This is a genomic window from Pseudomonas sp. BN417 (assembly GCF_029871205.1).
Lineage (GTDB): Bacteria > Pseudomonadota > Gammaproteobacteria > Pseudomonadales > Pseudomonadaceae > Metapseudomonas.
The window spans coordinates 64,335-79,726 of sequence record NZ_SSOJ01000115.1 but is presented as its reverse complement, the minus strand read 5'-3'; the positions used below and the strand labels follow the sequence as shown (position 1 = coordinate 79,726).

15 protein-coding genes are annotated in these 15,392 nt (G+C 66.8%); 9 read left to right on the top strand and 6 right to left on the bottom strand.

Features of this window, described 5'->3' with window-relative positions; translation table 11 throughout:
* Nucleotides 1-10 precede the first annotated feature (10 nt).
* Nucleotides 11-1,021, top strand: a complete 1,011-nt coding sequence (locus tag E8F11_RS14385; protein ID WP_280289486.1) for a hydrolase — start codon at nucleotides 11-13, stop codon at nucleotides 1,019-1,021.
* Here the strand turns inward: E8F11_RS14385 and E8F11_RS14380 are convergent.
* Nucleotides 1,018-1,683 (bottom strand): TetR/AcrR family transcriptional regulator, encoded by a 666-nt coding sequence (locus E8F11_RS14380; protein ID WP_280289485.1) that lies wholly within the window; start codon nucleotides 1,681-1,683, stop codon nucleotides 1,018-1,020. The two genes, E8F11_RS14385 and E8F11_RS14380, sit on opposite strands and share 4 nt — an antisense overlap.
* A gap of 258 nt (nucleotides 1,684-1,941) precedes the next feature.
* On the opposite strand from E8F11_RS14380, the gene E8F11_RS14375 reads away from it, so the two are divergent.
* The 6 genes from E8F11_RS14375 (at nucleotide 1,942) to ggt (ending at nucleotide 8,273) form a co-directional block, all read left to right on the top strand.
* Entirely contained in the window at nucleotides 1,942-3,372 is a 1,431-nt protein-coding gene (locus E8F11_RS14375) for a coniferyl aldehyde dehydrogenase (RefSeq protein ID WP_280289484.1), read from the top strand.
* A gap of 28 nt (nucleotides 3,373-3,400) precedes the next feature.
* The gene (locus tag E8F11_RS14370) at nucleotides 3,401-3,946 is read left to right on the top strand and encodes a twin-arginine translocation pathway signal protein (protein WP_280289483.1); all 546 of its coding nucleotides are present in this window, start codon (nucleotides 3,401-3,403) and stop codon (nucleotides 3,944-3,946) included.
* A gap of 49 nt (nucleotides 3,947-3,995) precedes the next feature.
* On the top strand, nucleotides 3,996-5,591 hold the full coding sequence (locus E8F11_RS14365; protein ID WP_280289482.1) for a GMC family oxidoreductase: 1,596 nt from the start codon (nucleotides 3,996-3,998) through the stop codon (nucleotides 5,589-5,591).
* Nucleotides 5,592-5,721: 130 nt separating this feature from the next.
* Nucleotides 5,722-6,201 (top strand): pantetheine-phosphate adenylyltransferase, encoded by a 480-nt coding sequence (coaD, locus tag E8F11_RS14360; protein ID WP_280289481.1) that lies wholly within the window; start codon nucleotides 5,722-5,724, stop codon nucleotides 6,199-6,201.
* A gap of 107 nt (nucleotides 6,202-6,308) precedes the next feature.
* Nucleotides 6,309-6,560, top strand: coding sequence for a YfhL family 4Fe-4S dicluster ferredoxin (locus E8F11_RS14355; RefSeq protein ID WP_089390982.1), 252 nt, complete (start codon nucleotides 6,309-6,311; stop codon nucleotides 6,558-6,560).
* A gap of 54 nt (nucleotides 6,561-6,614) precedes the next feature.
* Nucleotides 6,615-8,273 (top strand): gamma-glutamyltransferase, encoded by a 1,659-nt coding sequence (gene ggt, locus E8F11_RS14350; RefSeq protein ID WP_280289545.1) that lies wholly within the window; start codon nucleotides 6,615-6,617, stop codon nucleotides 8,271-8,273.
* Between the two features lie 211 nt (nucleotides 8,274-8,484).
* On the opposite strand, the gene E8F11_RS14345 is transcribed toward ggt, so the two are convergent.
* From E8F11_RS14345 to E8F11_RS14325, 5 genes are all read right to left on the bottom strand, one after another.
* On the bottom strand, nucleotides 8,485-8,742 hold the full coding sequence (locus tag E8F11_RS14345) for a hypothetical protein (RefSeq protein WP_280289548.1): 258 nt from the start codon (nucleotides 8,740-8,742) through the stop codon (nucleotides 8,485-8,487).
* A gap of 138 nt (nucleotides 8,743-8,880) precedes the next feature.
* On the bottom strand, nucleotides 8,881-9,237 hold the full coding sequence (locus E8F11_RS14340) for a multidrug transporter (protein ID WP_280289480.1): 357 nt from the start codon (nucleotides 9,235-9,237) through the stop codon (nucleotides 8,881-8,883).
* Nucleotides 9,238-9,309: 72 nt separating this feature from the next.
* Nucleotides 9,310-9,888, bottom strand: a complete 579-nt coding sequence (locus tag E8F11_RS14335) for a lysophospholipid acyltransferase family protein (protein WP_280289479.1) — start codon at nucleotides 9,886-9,888, stop codon at nucleotides 9,310-9,312.
* A gap of 75 nt (nucleotides 9,889-9,963) precedes the next feature.
* Entirely contained in the window at nucleotides 9,964-10,776 is an 813-nt protein-coding gene (gene mutM, locus E8F11_RS14330; RefSeq protein WP_280289478.1) for a bifunctional DNA-formamidopyrimidine glycosylase/DNA-(apurinic or apyrimidinic site) lyase, read from the bottom strand.
* A gap of 81 nt (nucleotides 10,777-10,857) precedes the next feature.
* The gene (locus tag E8F11_RS14325) at nucleotides 10,858-11,670 is read right to left on the bottom strand and encodes an HDOD domain-containing protein (RefSeq protein ID WP_280289544.1); all 813 of its coding nucleotides are present in this window, start codon (nucleotides 11,668-11,670) and stop codon (nucleotides 10,858-10,860) included.
* A gap of 231 nt (nucleotides 11,671-11,901) precedes the next feature.
* On the opposite strand from E8F11_RS14325, the gene E8F11_RS14320 reads away from it, so the two are divergent.
* Nucleotides 11,902-13,098, top strand: coding sequence for a class I SAM-dependent rRNA methyltransferase (locus tag E8F11_RS14320; protein WP_280289477.1), 1,197 nt, complete (start codon nucleotides 11,902-11,904; stop codon nucleotides 13,096-13,098).
* 258 nt (nucleotides 13,099-13,356) lie between these two features.
* Entirely contained in the window at nucleotides 13,357-15,198 is a 1,842-nt protein-coding gene (gene ilvD / locus E8F11_RS14315) for a dihydroxy-acid dehydratase (RefSeq protein ID WP_280289476.1), read from the top strand.
* Nucleotides 15,199-15,392: the final 194 nt, after the last annotated feature.

The window sequence follows — 15,392 nt, the reverse complement described above, 5'->3', positions numbered from 1 at the left end:
GGCAACACCGATGAACCAGTTCCATTCCCCAGCTATTACCAGCCTCGGCTTCCAGCCCGCCTGGTGGCTCCCAAGCCCCCACCTGCAGACCCTCTGGTCGCCCTTCTGCCGCAAGCCGCTCCATCTGGAGCGGCGCCGCGAGCGTCTGTGGCTGGATGATGGCGACTTCCTCGACCTGGACTGGCACGGCCCCCACGAGGCCAGCGCGCCGCTGGTGCTGGTCCTGCATGGCCTCACCGGCTCCTCCAATTCGTTGTACGTCGTCGGTCTGCAGCAGGAAATGGCGACCCGCGGCTGGGCCAGCGTGGCCATCAATTGGCGCGGCTGCTCCGGAGAACCCAACCTGTTGCCGCGCGGCTACCACTCGGGTGTCAGCGAAGACCTGGCGACCACCGTCCGCCACCTGCGTACCAGTCGCCCACTGGCGCCGCTCTATGCGGTCGGTTATTCGCTGGGGGGCAATGTGCTGCTCAAGTACCTGGGCGAGACCGGCGACGACTGCGGCCTCGATGCAGCGGTGGCGGTTTCGGTGCCCTATCGGCTGGACCAGTGTGCTGACCGCATTGCCCTCGGCTTCTCACGGGTCTACCAGGCGCATTTCATGCGCGAGATGGTCGCCTATGTGAAGGGCAAGCAGCGGCTGTTCGAACATCAGGGCCATGCGGAGCACCTGTCCACCCTGGCGAGCCTGGGCTCACTGGACGGCCTGCGCACCTTCTGGGACTTCGACGGCCGCATCACCGCTCCCCTGCACGGTTTCAGCGATGCCCAGGACTACTACCGCCGCGCCTCCAGCCGCTACTACCTGGGCGGCATCCGCATTCCGACCCTGCTGATCCAGGCCGCCGACGACCCCTTCGTCTTCCGCCACAGCCTTCCGGAAGCCCACGAACTCTCGGCCAGCACGCGCATGGAGTTGCATGGACAGGGCGGGCACGTGGGCTTCGTCGAAGGGTCACCGCAGAAACCCGCCTACTACCTGGAGCGGCGGATTCCGGGCTGGCTGGCGAGCGTCCGCTAGCTCGGCACCACCTGCTCCAGCGGTACGTAGAGCTTCTCGTACAGCGCCTTGACCGCCGGCTGCGCCTCGGGCGCGAGGTAGCCACCCTCCAGCGCGAGTACCTGGTAGATGCCGCGGCGAAGCAGCTCCTGGCTGAGGTCGCCGGCCTCCGAACGGGTGGTGCAGAGGAAGCGCACCCATGAAGTGACGATAATCCAGCTGTTGAGGGTCAGGGCTTCGACCTGGGCGGCGTTCATCCGCAGGATGCCGGCCTCGACGAAGCCGCGGTAGATGGCCTGGGCGTGGTCCAGGCAGCGCTGGGCGAACAGGCGGTAGCGCGCGGCCAGTTCCGTGTCGGACTCCAGCAGGTGCTCCAGGTCGCGATGCAGGAAACGGAAGTCCCACATCGCCGCCAGCAGGGACTCCAGGTAGAAGGTCTTGTCCTCCACCGTCACCTCGCGCCCTTCCGGCGGGCGCAGGAAGCTGTCCACCCTGGTTTCGTACTGGCCGAACAGCTCGGCGATGATCTCCTGCTTGTTGCGGAAGTGGTAATAGAGATTGCCCGGCGACATGCCCAGGTGCGCGGCGATGTGGTTGGTGGTGACGTTGCGCTCGCCCTGGGTGTTGAACAGCGCGAGGCTCTCCAGAACGATGCGGTCGCGGGTCTTGGGTCGTTGGGCCATCGGGTGGATCTTCCTGCTATCGGTCGGCACGGCGAGCGCCAAAGGTACACACCGGGAGGGCGTCGGGAAACACCCGTTGTTACCCGCTGGCACCCTGTCCAGCATTTCGTTGGGCTGCCGCCGGGCAGCCCGGCAGGCAAGCTATTTGACAGATTAGAGCATTTGCTCTAACAATCCAGCGACACCACAACAACAGAGCCCGCCGCGTCCGCCCAGCGGATTCGGACGACTCTCCCGGAGCCGCCGAGGAACCGCGCCATGGTCGCCGACATTGCCTACCTGCAACAGAGCCAGCAGCAGATCAGCCAGCTGGAAAGCCTCTTCCAGCGCCAGCGCGAGGCCTTCCGCGCCAACCCCATGCCCAGCGCCGACCAACGCATCCAGTGGCTGACTTCCCTGCGCGAGCTGCTGTTCGCCGAAAAGGACGCCCTGATCGCCGCCATTTCCCAGGACTTCAGCAATCGCTCGGCCAACGAGACGCTGCTGGCCGAGATCATGCCCAGCCTGCACGGCATCCACTACGTCGCCAAGCGCCTGCGCAAATGGATGAAGCCGTCGCGCCGCAGCGTCGGCATGGCCTTCCAGCCGGCCTCGGCCAAGGTGGTCTACCAGCCGCTGGGCGTGGTCGGGGTGATTGTGCCCTGGAACTACCCGCTGTACCTGGCCATCGGCCCCCTGGTGGGCGCCCTGGCCGCCGGCAACCGGGTGATGATCAAGATGAGCGAGTCCACCCCGGCCACCTCGCAACTGCTCAAGGACCTGCTAGCGCGGATCTTCCCCGAGGATCTGGTCGGCGTGGTGCTGGGCGAAGCCGAGGTGGGCGTGGCCTTCTCCCGCCAGCCCTTCGACCACCTGCTGTTCACCGGCGCCACCAGCATCGGCAAGCATGTGATGCGCGCGGCTGCCGAGAACCTGACCCCGGTGACCCTGGAACTGGGCGGCAAATCGCCAGCCATCGTCTCCACCGACGTGCCGCTGGCCGACGCCGCCGAGCGCATCGCCTTCGGCAAGACCATGAATGCCGGCCAGACCTGCGTTGCGCCGGACTACGTGCTGGTGCCCGAGGACCGCGTCGACGGTTTCGTCGAAGCCTACCGCCAGGCTGTGCAGGGCTTCTTCCCGCAGCTCAAGGACAACCCCGACTACACCGCCATCATCAACGAGCGCCAGCTGGGCCGCCTCAATGGCTACCTGGCGGACGCCAAAGCAAAGGGTGCGCGCCTGGTGCCGCTGTTCCCCGAAGCCCAGGGCCGGCGCCTGCCGCATACCCTGGTGCTGAACGCCACCGACGAGATGAAACTGATGCAGGAGGAGATCTTCGGCCCCCTGCTGCCGATCGTCCCCTACCGCCAGTTGGAAGACGCCTTCGCCTACATCAACGACCGCCCGCACCCGCTGGCCCTCTACTATTTCGGCTACAACCGCGGCGAACAGCAGCGCGTGCTGCACGAGACCCACTCCGGCGGCGTGTGCCTCAACGACACGCTGCTGCACGTGGCCCAGGACGACATGCCTTTTGGCGGCATCGGCCCCTCGGGCATGGGCCACTACCACGGCCACGAAGGTTTCCTCACCTTCAGCAAGGCCAAGGGCGTGTTCATCAAGCAGCGCTTCAATGCCGCGAAAATGATCTATCCGCCCTATGGCAAGGCCATCCAGAAGCTGGTCCATAAACTCTTCGTCCGCTGAGGCGGGCTTTCGCAGGCAGATAACAAGAATGAGCGAAACCACCCTCGACGCGCCGGGCCTGTCCCGGCGCAACCTGCTCAAGGTCGGGCTGTTCGGCTCGGCCTTCCTCGCCACTGCCGGGGTCGCCGCCAGCCTCACCGGCTGCTCGGCCAGCGTGCCGGCCGGTGGCTTTGCCGTGCTGCGCGAATCCGACCTGCCCTTCCTCCGTGCCCTGGTGCCGGTGATGCTGGAAGGCGCCGTGCCCAGCGAGAAAGTCCCCCAGGCCATCGAGGACACCCTCGAAAGCCTGGACTACGCCCTGCATCGCCTGTCGCCGGAGATGCTCAAGCTGACCCTGCAGCTCTTCGACGTGCTCGCCCTGCCGCTGACCCGCGGCCCGCTGACCGGCATCTGGGGCAGCTGGGAGAAGGCCGGCGCCCAGGACGTGCGCGAGTTCCTGGCGCGCTGGGAGCACAGCTCCATCGGCCTGTTGAAGATGGGCCACGCCTCCCTGCTGCAACTGGTGATGATGGCCTGGTACGGCCGCCCGGAATCCTGGGCGCATTGCGGTTACCCAGGCCCGCCGACGGTCTGAGCCCCGCGCCACGGCAAGAAAACGACAAGAATTCGCCCGAGACCCTGACATGCCTGTACCCGATCTGTTTGCCGAAGGCCTGGCCCGCGGCTGGAAAACCCACAACGGCTCACGCCTGGAGCAGGACCTGACCCTGGAGGCCGATGTCGCCATAGTCGGCAGCGGCGCCGGTGGCGGCACCACGGCAGAAATCCTCAGTGCCGCCGGATTCAAGGTGCTGCTGATCGAGGAAGGGCCGCTGAAGACCAGCTCCGACTTCAAGATGCAGGAGGCCGAGGCCTACCCCAGCCTCTACCAGGAAGGCATAGGCCGGATGACCAAGGATGGCGCCATCACCATCCTCCAGGGCCGCGCCGTGGGCGGCACCACCCTGGTCAACTGGACCTCGAGCTTCCGCACCCCGGATCCAACCCTGGAACACTGGGCGCGCGAGCATGGAGTCAAAGGCCTCTCCGTGGCCGAGATGGCTCCCTGGTTCGAGAAGATGGAACAGCGCCTGGGCGTGGCGCCCTGGGCCATTCCGCCGAACCCGAACAACGACGTGATCCGCCTGGGCTGCGAGAAGCTCGGGCTGCACTGGAAGGTCATTCCGCGCAACGTGCGCGGCTGCTGGAACCTCGGTTACTGCGGCATGGGCTGCCCGACCAACGCCAAGCAGTCGATGCTGGTCACCACCATCCCCGCCACCCTCGACAAGGGTGGCGAGCTGCTCTACCTGGCCCGCGCCGAGAAGCTGCTGATCGAGGGCGACAAGGTGACCGGCATCGAATGCCTGGGCCTGGACGAGCGCTGCGTGGCGCCGACCGGCCGCAAGATCCGGGTCAAGGCCCGCCACTACGTGCTGGCGGGCGGCGGCATCAACACCCCGGGCCTGCTGCTGCGCTCGGACGCGCCGGACCCGCACGGGCGCACCGGCAAGCGCACCTTCCTGCACGTGGTGAACTTCTCCGCCGCGCAGTTCGAGCGACTGATCAACCCCTTCTACGGCGCGCCGCAATCCATCTATTCCGATCACTTCCAGTGGGACGACGGCGCCACCGGGCGCATGTCCTACAAGCTCGAAGTACCGCCGCTGCATCCCTCTCTCACCAGCACCTTGCTGGGGCGCTTCGGCATCGACAACGCCCTGCGCATGGAGCAGCTGCCCCACACCAACGTGATGCTGGCGCTGATGCGCGACGGCTTCCACCCGGACAGCGCCGAGGGCACGGTGGAACTGCGCGGCGACGGCAGCCCGGTGCTCGACTACCGCATGACCGACTACACCTGGGACGGCATCCGCCGCGCCTATCAGGTGATGGCCGAGGTCCAGTTCGCCGCCGGCGCCCGCGCCGTGCTGCCGATGCACGCCGACGCCGACTACGTCAAAACCCTGAGCGAGGCCCGCAGCCTGATCGACGGCCTGCCGCTGGAGCTCTACCGCGCCCGCCTGGGCAGCGCCCACGTGATGGGCGGCTGCGCCATGGGCGAGGACCCGCAGCAGGCGGTGACCGACAGCCTGGGCCGTCATCACCAGCTGGCCAATCTGTCGATCCACGACGGCTCGCTGTTCCCCACCAGCATCGGCGCCAACCCGCAGCTGTCGATCTACGGCCTGACCGCCAAGCTGGCCAGCGCCCTCGCCGAGCGGCTGGGCCAGGCCTGATGGCCGGCCTGGCGGTGCCGGACCCATCTCCGTGCGCCGCCTGTAGCCCAGCGGGCGCCCTCGTCTTGGCCCATGGGGGTTTGCTGCGCTACCATCCGATTCCCTTACGGACCCCTGCCAGGACGTCGCGATGAACCGAGTGTTGTACCCGGGCACCTTCGACCCCATTACGAAGGGCCACGGCGATCTGATCGAACGCGCCTCTCGTCTGTTCGATAGCGTGGTCATTGCTGTAGCAGCCAGCCCCAAGAAAAATCCGCTGTTCAGCCTGGAGCAGCGTGTGGAACTGGCCCGCGAGGTCACCAAGCACCTGCCGAACGTCGAAGTGGTGGGCTTCTCCACCCTGCTGGCGCACTTCGTCAAGGAGCAGAACGCCAATGTCTTCCTGCGCGGCCTGCGCGCGGTGTCCGACTTCGAGTACGAATTCCAGCTGGCCAACATGAACCGCCAACTGGCGCCGGACGTGGAGAGCATGTTCCTCACCCCGTCGGAAAAGTACTCCTTCATCTCCTCCACCCTGGTGCGCGAAATAGCGGCCCTTGGCGGCGATATCAGCAAGTTCGTCCACCCCGCCGTAGCCCAGGCCCTGGCCGAGCGTTTCAAGCGCTGAAGTCCCTCGGCCGCGATCGGCGCGTGCGTCGATCGCGGCAATCCGGCACAATTCCGCTAATTTCTGTACAAGGCCGTCGCTGCCTGGCGACGGCAGGAGTTGTTCCCATGTCCCTCAAGATCACCGACGACTGCATCAACTGCGACGTCTGCGAACCCGAGTGCCCAAACGGCGCCATTTCCCAGGGCGAGGAGATCTACGTGATCGACCCCAACCTCTGCACCGAGTGCGTCGGTCACTATGACGAGCCCCAGTGCCAGCAGGTCTGCCCCGTCGATTGCATCCCCCTGGACGATGCCCATGTCGAAAGCAAGGATGAGCTGATGCAGAAGTACCTGAAGCTCACCGGCAAGGCCTGACCCGTGGGCCGCCCGGAACGCGGCTCGTACCGCCGTGGCGCGCTCGTCGCGACGCTGCTCCTGCTTTGCGCGGGAACCCTGCAGGCCGCCGAGCCCGGGCGCGCAGCCGTCGCCACACCCAGTCCGTCGGCCACGGTAGCCGGCCTGGAGACCTTGGCCCAGGGCGGTAACGCCTTCGATGCTGCGGTCGCCATCAGCGCCGCCCTGGCCGTGGCCGAGCCTTACGGCTCGGGCCTTGGCGGCGGCGGTTTCTTCCTCCTCCGACAGGCAGGCGACAAGCCCGTCTACCGCTTCCTCGACGCCCGCGAACGTGCGCCCCTGGCCGCCCATCCGCGGCTTTACGTACGCGATGGCAAGGCTGACCCGGGTCTCTCCCTGGACGGCCCGCTGGCCGCCGCCATTCCCGGCCTGCCGGCGGCACTGGCGGATATCGCCGGCCACTATGGCCGCCTGCCGCTGCACGACAGCCTGACCCCGGCCATCCGCCTGGCGCGGGACGGCATCTCGGTGGACCGCATCTACCGCGAACGCGCCAGCTGGCGCCTGGCGGCCCTGCGCGACGACCCCGAGACGGCACGCCTGTTCCTCGACCACAAGGGCGAGATCCCGGAAGAATTCAGCCTGCTGCGCCAACCGGAGCTGGCCAATACCCTCGAGCGCATCGCCCGCTACGGCAAGGCCGGCTTCTACAGCGGACCGACCGCCGAGAAGCTGGTTCAGGAAGTGAACGCCGCCGGTGGCATCTGGAGCCTGCGCGACCTGGCCAGCTACCGCACCGTCGAGCGCCAGCCGATCCGCTTCCGCCTGGCCGAGGGCCGCGAGCTGATCAGCGCACCGCCGCCCTCGGCCGGCGGCATCGCCCTGGCCCAGAGCCTGGCGATGCTGCAGCAGTTGCCCTGGCGCAAGGCCGAACGGGTACAGCGCAGCCATTACATCGTGGAAGTCCTGCGCCGGGCCTACCGCGACCGCGGCCTGCTGGGCGACCCGGACTTCGTCGCCATTCCCCAGGCGAAGCTACTCGACGCGGACTACCTCAAGAATCTCGCCGCCGGCATCGACGCGCGCCGCGCCACCCCCAGCAGCGCCCTGCCGCCAGCCAAACCCTGGCGCGAAGGCGACCACACCACCCACTTCGCGGTGATCGACAAGGACGGCAACGCAGTGGCCGCCACCCTGTCCATCAACCTGCCCTTCGGCGCCGCCTTCACCGTACCCGGCACCGGCGTGCTGCTGAACGACGAGATGGACGACTTCGCCGCCGACCCCAGCGGCGCCAACGCCTATGGGCTGGCCGCCAGCCAGGCCAACGCGGTGGGCTCGGGCAAGCGCCCGCTGTCGTCCATGAGCCCCACCTTCATCGAAAGCGAGCAGGACTTCGCCGCCTTTGGCACGCCGGGCGGCAGCCGGATTCCGAGCATGGTGCTGCTGTCGGTGCTGGAGTACCTGGACGGCCAGCCGGTCAGCCGCTGGCCGGCGGTGGCGCGCTACCACCACCAGTACCTGCCGGACCAGATCGAGCACGAGCCGGGCGCCTTCAGCAGCGCCGAAACCGCCGAACTGCGTTCCCGCGGCTACAGTCTCAAGCCCCTGGAGCGCAACTACGGCAACCAGCAGGTGCTCTACTGGAACAAGGCCAAGGGCAGCCTCGAAGCCGCCAGCGACCCACGCGGCCTGGGCCTTTCCGACGTGCTCGAAGTCGAGAAGATGAAGTAGCTTCGCGAAGGGCCGCGCAGCGGCCCCGAAGGGTGGACCACGCCTCACCGGCTCACCATTGAATCCCCAAATCCCCGACGCGCCACGCTGAAGGACAAGTCGTAGGTTGGGCAGAGCGCCGCGAAGCCCAACAAGGATGGCACGGTGCATGGATCGTTGGGCTTCGCTGCGCTCAGCGCCAACCTACCAAGGGCGACTGCCCAGATTCGCCCTACAGCACATTGCGCAGGCTCTGGAAGATCCGGCCGGCATAACCCAGGTCGTTCATTAGCGAACTGGTCTGCAGGCCATCCAACTCGCCGCTGCGCACCGCATTGAACAGGCGGGTGCGGAAGGCACCGTCGAATGCCGCGGCCTTCGCGTCCACCCGCTGCAGGGCGGCCGCTGACCCAGAACTGCCGGCGTGCCTCGTCCACCGGCAGGTCGAGGCGGCCAGGGCGAACAGGACAACGCGGGAGCAGGCCTTCACGGGCGGTATTCCTTCACCCGGACCAGGCACCAGCTATTACCCGATGCTGTGGCCGTCCGGCAACCCGCGCCCTGCCTGAAAACACCGACGGCCCCATCCCGGAAGGGATGGAGCCGTCGGCCTGGTGAGGGGGGAGGCTCAGTAGCCTTCGCTGGCCCTGTCGTGCCTGTAGCCGCTCATGGTGCAGCCCAGGCAGCGCACAAAGGCTTCCCGGCCCGGCACGCCAATCAGCTCGTTGGCGGCTTCCTCGACGTTACCGCCCAGGGCCGAGAAGGGCAGGCTGATGATGAACAGGCCGGCGCCGATCACAGTGGCGCCGATCAGCAGCGGCCGGGCGATCAGCACGTCGCCGGCCATGCTGTAGCCGGTGGGGGCCTCAACGGTGTACATGGGGTCACCGCTGGCATTCTCCTGCACCACTTCCGCGCCAGCCGGCAGCGCCAGCAGGCCAGTGGTCAGCGCCAGGACAGCAGCGGTGGAGCGGAACAGGTTCATGAGGGCGATCCTTCAACGATGAGTGTGCGAAAAACTATAACAGTGCATGGCAGATTGACACCGTGACGGCCTTCAATCGCCATGGAAAGCGTAGTCGGGTTTTTTCGGCACGTACGGGCGGTAGAAGGCCAGCAGCTGACGCAGGTCGGCCTGCTCGTCGCCACTGGGGAAAAATGGCTGACCTATGACCACGCGGCGGTTGGCGTAGTCCAGGGCGGCCGGAACTATGGGCACTTCGGCGCCTCGGGCGATGTGGTAGAAGCCCATCTTCCAGCGCTCCACCCGCTTGCGCGTGCCTTCCGGCGAGATCACCAGCATGAACTGGCGGCTCTCGCGGAAGCTCTGCACCGCCTGCTCCACCATGTTCAGCCTGAGGTGGCGTTGGATCGGCACCCCGCCCCAGCGCTGCATCAGGCCGGCGAAGGGCCAGCGGAACAGGGTGTGCTTGCCGAACCAACGTGCATTCAAGCGCAGTACGAACTTCACCGCGAGGAAAATCACGAAATCCCAGTTGGAGGTGTGGTGGGCGCCGATCACCACGAACTTGTCGAGGTCCGGCATGCGCCCTTCGATGCGCCAGCCCATCAGCTTGAGCACGCCGTGGCCGACCGCCTCGGCGAAAGGATTGCGGGGCAGGTAGTTACCGTACATGGGGAAGACTTCTTTGTTGCTCTTGGAGGTTGAGAGCTGGATGGCAGACGCCGGACCTCGCGGCCCGGCGCGGATTCAGCGTTGGCAGCGCGGGCAATAGACGCTGGCGCGTTGGCCGAGACGAATTTCCCGCAGGGTCGAGCCGCAGTTCTTGCAGAACTCGCCGCCACGGCCGTAGACGAACAACTCCTGCTGGAAGTAGCCCGGCTTGCCGTCGCCGCCGACGAAGTCCCGTAGGGTGGTGCCGCCGCATTCGATGGCCTGGGCGAGGATGCGCTTGATCTCCTCGCCGAGCGCCAGGTAGCGCGCCCGCGAAATGGAACCGGCTTCGCGGCGCGGATCGATGCCGGCGGCGAACAGCGCCTCGCTGGCGTAGATGTTGCCTACGCCCACCACCACCGCGTTGTCCATGATGAACGGCTTGACCGCCATGCTGCGGCCGCGGGAAAGCTGGTACAGGCGCTCGCCGTCGAAGAGCCCGCCAAGCGGCTCGGGACCGAGGCGGCGCAACAGCTCGTGGTTCAGCGGGTCGTCGCTCCAGAGCATGGCACCGAAGCGGCGCGGGTCGGTGTAGCGCAGGGCCATGCCCGATTCCAGCTCGATATCCACATGCTCGTGCTTGGCCGCCACCAGCCCGGCCTCCACCAGACGCAGGCTGCCGGACATGCCCAGGTGGCTGATCAGGGTGCCGGCCTCGGCCTGCAGCAGCAGGTACTTGGCGCGACGCTCCACCTTGAGGATGCACTGGCCGGAGAGGCGCACGTCGAGGTCCTCGGGAATGGGCCAGCGCAGGCGGCGCTCACGCACTATCACCCGGCTGACGCGCTTGCCTTCCAGGAAGGGGGCGATGCCCCGGCGGGTGGTTTCGACTTCGGGTAGTTCAGGCATGGCGTATCTCGAATGCGTACGGCGGCTCTCGGTCGGTAGCCCGGATGAAATCCGGGGCCTGGCGGCGTCGATGGGCGTGCGTCAGTGGGCGCCCAGCTCGCGGATGCTTTCCTTGAGGTTCTCGAAGTCGTACTCCGAGAGCCCCACATAGTCCAGTACCTGGGCGCGAATGCTCTGCCACTCATGGTCCTCGGCCTGGTTGCCCAGCACCAGGTGCGAGGCGCAGATGTGCTCGGCCATCTTGAGGATCGCCAGCAGGTTTTTCAGCTGCGCGTCGCGGCCGGAGTCGTCGCTGAAGATGGACAGGGCGTTGTGGTGGTTGGCGATGGCTTCGCAGAGGTGCTCGGGCAGGCGCCAGGAGCGCGCGGTGAAGTAGCCGACCACGGCGTGGTTGGTGTTCAGCAGGCGGTTCTCGGTGTCCACCACCCTACGCTCCGGGCCGGCGCTGGCATAGGCCTCTTCCAGCACCGTCATGTAGTCGGGAAAACGCTTGAGCATCAGCGGGATGCCGCAGTTGTGGAACAGGCCGAGGGCATAGGCCTCGTCCGCCGACTGGTAGCCGATGCGCTTGGCCAGGGTCAGGCAGGTCATGGCCACGTCCTGGGCGGTATCCCAGAAGCGGTTCAGGGTGACGATGGTCTCGTCGCTCATCTCGCCCTTGATCGACTGCGCGTTGATCAGGTTGATCACCGTGTTGCAGCCGAGCAGGTTCACCGCCTGCTGGATCGAGGCGATGCGGTTGGTCAGGCCGAAGAACGGCGAGTTGACGATCTTCAGCAGGGCACCGGACAGTCCCGGGTCCTGGCTGATGAGCCGGGCGATGGACTTGAGGTCCGGGCTCGGCATGACCTGCTCCATCTGCAGGTCGACCATGATCTGCGGTTGCGGCGGCACGCTGATGCCCTGCAGGACCTGGCGAATCTGTTCTGCGGAAAGTTCTTGAGCCATGGGGATGAAGAAGAAGGTTGACCGAGGCGACAGTCTACCCGGATGCGCCGGCCTGTAGCGCAGGATTTCTGGCTGCTTCCGTTCGTTCCCACCAGGTCGCCGCGAGCACCGCCGGGCGGCCCCCGGAGCCGGTGCGGGCTAGGGTATAATCCCGGCCTTTTTTCCGGAGAGAGACTCATGTCCCTGCCCAGCCTGCGCCTCAAAGCCAATGCCGATCGACGCCTGCGCGCCGGCCACCTGTGGGTCTACAGCAACGAAGTGGACGTGGTCGCCACCCCGCTGAACGCCTTCCAGCCGGGCGACCAGGCGATTCTCGAAGCCGCCGGCGGCAAGGCGCTGGGGGTGGTCGCCCTCAGCCCGAACAACCTGATCTGCGCCCGCCTGGTCTCCCGCGACGTCAAGCACAGCCTGGACAAGTCGCTGCTGGTGCACCGCATCAACGTCGCCCTGAGCCTGCGCGAACGGCTCTTCGACAAGCCCTTCTACCGCCTGGTCTATGGCGATTCCGACCTGCTTCCCGGCCTGGTGGTGGACCGCTTCGGTGACATTCTGGTGGTGCAGCTCGCCTCCGCGGCCATGGAACGCCACAAGGACGCCGTGCTGGACGCCCTGGTGCAGGTGCTGAAACCTCGCGGCGTGCTCTGGAAAAACGATTCCAGCGCCCGCGACGCCGAAGGCCTGGAGCGCTACGTCGACACCGCGTTCGGCGTGGTGCCCGAGTGGGTCGCCCTGGAGGAGAACGGCGTGAAGTTCGAAGCCCCGGTACTGGAAGGCCAGAAGACCGGCTGGTTCTACGACCACCGCATGAACCGCGCACGCCTGGCGCCCTACGTGAAGGGCAAGCGCGTGCTCGACCTGTTCAGCTACATCGGCGGCTGGGGCGTGCAGGCCGCGGCCTTCGGCGCCACTGAAGTCATGTGCGTGGACGCCTCCGGCTTCGCCCTCGACGGCGTCGAGCGCAACGCCGCACTGAACGGTCTGTCCGAGCAGGTCGCCTGTGTCGAAGGCGACGTCTTCGAAGCCCTGAAGGAGCTCAAGGCCGCCGAAGAGCGCTTCGACGTGGTGATCGCCGACCCGCCGGCCTTCATCAAGCGCAAGAAGGACCTGAAGAACGGCGAGGCCGCCTACCGCCGCCTCAACGAACAGGCCATGCGCCTACTCAACAAGGACGGCATCCTGGTCAGCGCCTCCTGCTCCATGCACCTGCCGGAGGACGACCTGCAGAACATCCTGCTCAACAGCGCCCGCCACCTGGACCGCAACATCCTCCTGCTGGAGCGCGGCGGCCAGGGCCCGGACCACCCGGTGCACCCGGCCATCAGCGAGACTCGCTACATCAAGAGCCTGACCTGCCGCCTGCTGCCCAACAGCTGATCGCGGCGGCGCCAGGGCCGGCGCCTCGCGCCGGCCCGACCGCCAGCCTTTCCCTGCCGGTCGGGCCCGGCGTAGAATCGGGCGATTCCTCGCCAACCATCCTCCGGCGGGCTTGAGTGAGCCTAGGCCGAACGAGCGGTGACCCCGCCTCGTCTCCCGGCCCCTTCCGAACGCACGGCCAACTGCCGTTTGCAACCGGCACAGGCGGCGCTCACCATACGCTTACAACCGATACCTGATTAGCCGCAGGAAACCGTCATGCCCGATTACCGTTCGAAAACCTCCACCCACGGCCGCAACATGGCCGGCGCCCGTGCGCTGTGGCGCGCCACCGGGATGAAGGACGAGGATTTCAAGAAGCCGATCATCGCCATCGCCAACTCCTTCACCCAGTTCGTGCCCGGCCACGTGCACCTCAAGGACCTGGGCCAGCTGGTTGCCCGCGAAATCGAGAAACACGGCGGCGTGGCCAAGGAATTCAACACCATCGCCGTCGACGACGGCATCGCCATGGGCCACGACGGCATGCTCTATTCCCTGCCGAGCCGCGAGATCATCGCCGACTCCGTGGAATACATGGTCAATGCCCACTGCGCCGACGCCATCGTCTGCATTTCCAACTGCGACAAGATCACCCCCGGCATGCTGATGGCCGCCCTGCGCCTGAACATCCCGGTGGTCTTCGTCTCCGGCGGCCCGATGGAAGCCGGCAAGACCAAGCTGGCCAACCACGGCCTGGACCTGGTGGACGCCATGGTCGCCGCCGCCGACGACTCCTGCTCCGACGAGAAGGTCGCCGAATACGAGCGCAGCGCCTGCCCCACCTGCGGCTCCTGCTCCGGCATGTTCACCGCCAACTCGATGAACTGCCTGACCGAGGCCCTCGGCCTCGCGCTGCCGGGCAACGGCTCCACCCTGGCCACCCACAGCGACCGCGAGCAGCTGTTCCTGCGCGCCGGCCGCCTGGCCGTCGAGCTGTGCCAGCGCTACTACGGCGAAGGCGACGAGTCCGTGCTGCCGCGCAACGTCGCCAGCTTCAAGGCCTTCGAGAACGCCATGACCCTGGACATCGCCATGGGCGGCTCGACCAACACCATCCTGCACCTGCTGGCCGCCGCCCAGGAGGCGGAAATCGACTTCGACCTGCGCGACATCGATCGCCTGTCGCGCAAAGTGCCGCAGCTGTGCAAGGTGGCGCCGAACATCCAGAAGTACCACATGGAAGACGTGCACCGCGCCGGCGGCATCTTCAGCATCCTCGGCGAGCTGGCCCGTGGCGGCCTGCTGCACACCGACGTGCCCACCGTGCACAGCCCGAGCATGAGCGATGCCATCGCCCAATGGGACATCACCCAGACCCAGGATGAAGCCGTACACACCTTCTTCAAGGCCGGCCCGGCAGGCATCCCGACCCAGACCGCGTTCAGCCAGAGCACCCGCTGGGCGACCCTGGACGACGACCGCGCCGAAGGCTGCATTCGCAGCGTCGAGCATGCCTACTCCCAGGAAGGCGGCCTGGCCGTGCTCTACGGCAACATCGCCCTCGACGGCTGCGTGGTGAAGACCGCCGGCGTGGACGAGTCCATCCATGTGTTCGAAGGTACCGCGAAGATCTTCGAAAGCCAGGACGCCGCGGTGAAGGGCATCCTCGCCGACGAAGTGAAGGCCGGCGACGTGGTGATCATCCGCTACGAAGGTCCGAAAGGTGGCCCGGGCATGCAGGAAATGCTCTACCCCACCAGCTACCTGAAGTCCAAGGGCCTGGGCAAGCAGTGCGCCCTGCTCACCGACGGCCGCTTCTCCGGCGGCACCTCGGGCTTGTCCATCGGCCACGCCTCGCCTGAAGCCGCTGCCGGCGGCGCCATCGGCCTGGTGGAGGACGGCGACAGGATCCACATCGACATCCACAACCGCACCATCCAGCTGCTGGTCAGCGATGAAGAGCTGTCCCACCGCCGCCACGCGCAGGACAAGAAAGGCTGGAAACCGGCCGCGCCGCGCGCGCGCAAGGTGACCACCGCGCTCAAGGCCTACGCCCTGTTGGCCACCAGCGCCGACAAGGGTGCGGTGCGCAACAAGGCGATGCTGGACCACCTGTAAGCTCCAGCAACAAGAAAGCCCGGCCTCCGCGCCGGGCTTTCTGCTTTCTTGTGGGAGCGAATTCATTCGCGATGCCCCCTGGGACGAGCCTTCGGCCCGTTTCGCGATTGAAATCGCTCCTACAGGTTCGCGTTCGACAGGTATCGCTTCGCCCAACCCATCCTACGCAGTAGAATCGCCGCTTTTTTGCGGTC

What these genes read in the sequence shown, in the direction of transcription:
- E8F11_RS14385 (WP_280289486.1), top strand. Translation starts at nt 11, where the DNA reads ATGAACCAGTTCCATTCCCCAGCTATTACCAGCCTCGGCTTCCAGCCC.
- E8F11_RS14380 (WP_280289485.1), bottom strand. Translation starts at nt 1,683, where the DNA reads ATGGCCCAACGACCCAAGACCCGCGACCGCATCGTTCTGGAGAGCCTC.
- E8F11_RS14375 (WP_280289484.1), top strand. Translation starts at nt 1,942, where the DNA reads ATGGTCGCCGACATTGCCTACCTGCAACAGAGCCAGCAGCAGATCAGC.
- E8F11_RS14370 (WP_280289483.1), top strand. Translation starts at nt 3,401, where the DNA reads ATGAGCGAAACCACCCTCGACGCGCCGGGCCTGTCCCGGCGCAACCTG.
- E8F11_RS14365 (WP_280289482.1), top strand. Translation starts at nt 3,996, where the DNA reads ATGCCTGTACCCGATCTGTTTGCCGAAGGCCTGGCCCGCGGCTGGAAA.
- coaD (WP_280289481.1), top strand. Translation starts at nt 5,722, where the DNA reads ATGAACCGAGTGTTGTACCCGGGCACCTTCGACCCCATTACGAAGGGC.
- E8F11_RS14355 (WP_089390982.1), top strand. Translation starts at nt 6,309, where the DNA reads ATGTCCCTCAAGATCACCGACGACTGCATCAACTGCGACGTCTGCGAA.
- E8F11_RS14340 (WP_280289480.1), bottom strand. Translation starts at nt 9,237, where the DNA reads ATGAACCTGTTCCGCTCCACCGCTGCTGTCCTGGCGCTGACCACTGGC.
- E8F11_RS14335 (WP_280289479.1), bottom strand. Translation starts at nt 9,888, where the DNA reads ATGTACGGTAACTACCTGCCCCGCAATCCTTTCGCCGAGGCGGTCGGC.
- mutM (WP_280289478.1), bottom strand. Translation starts at nt 10,776, where the DNA reads ATGCCTGAACTACCCGAAGTCGAAACCACCCGCCGGGGCATCGCCCCC.
- E8F11_RS14320 (WP_280289477.1), top strand. Translation starts at nt 11,902, where the DNA reads ATGTCCCTGCCCAGCCTGCGCCTCAAAGCCAATGCCGATCGACGCCTG.
- ilvD (WP_280289476.1), top strand. Translation starts at nt 13,357, where the DNA reads ATGCCCGATTACCGTTCGAAAACCTCCACCCACGGCCGCAACATGGCC.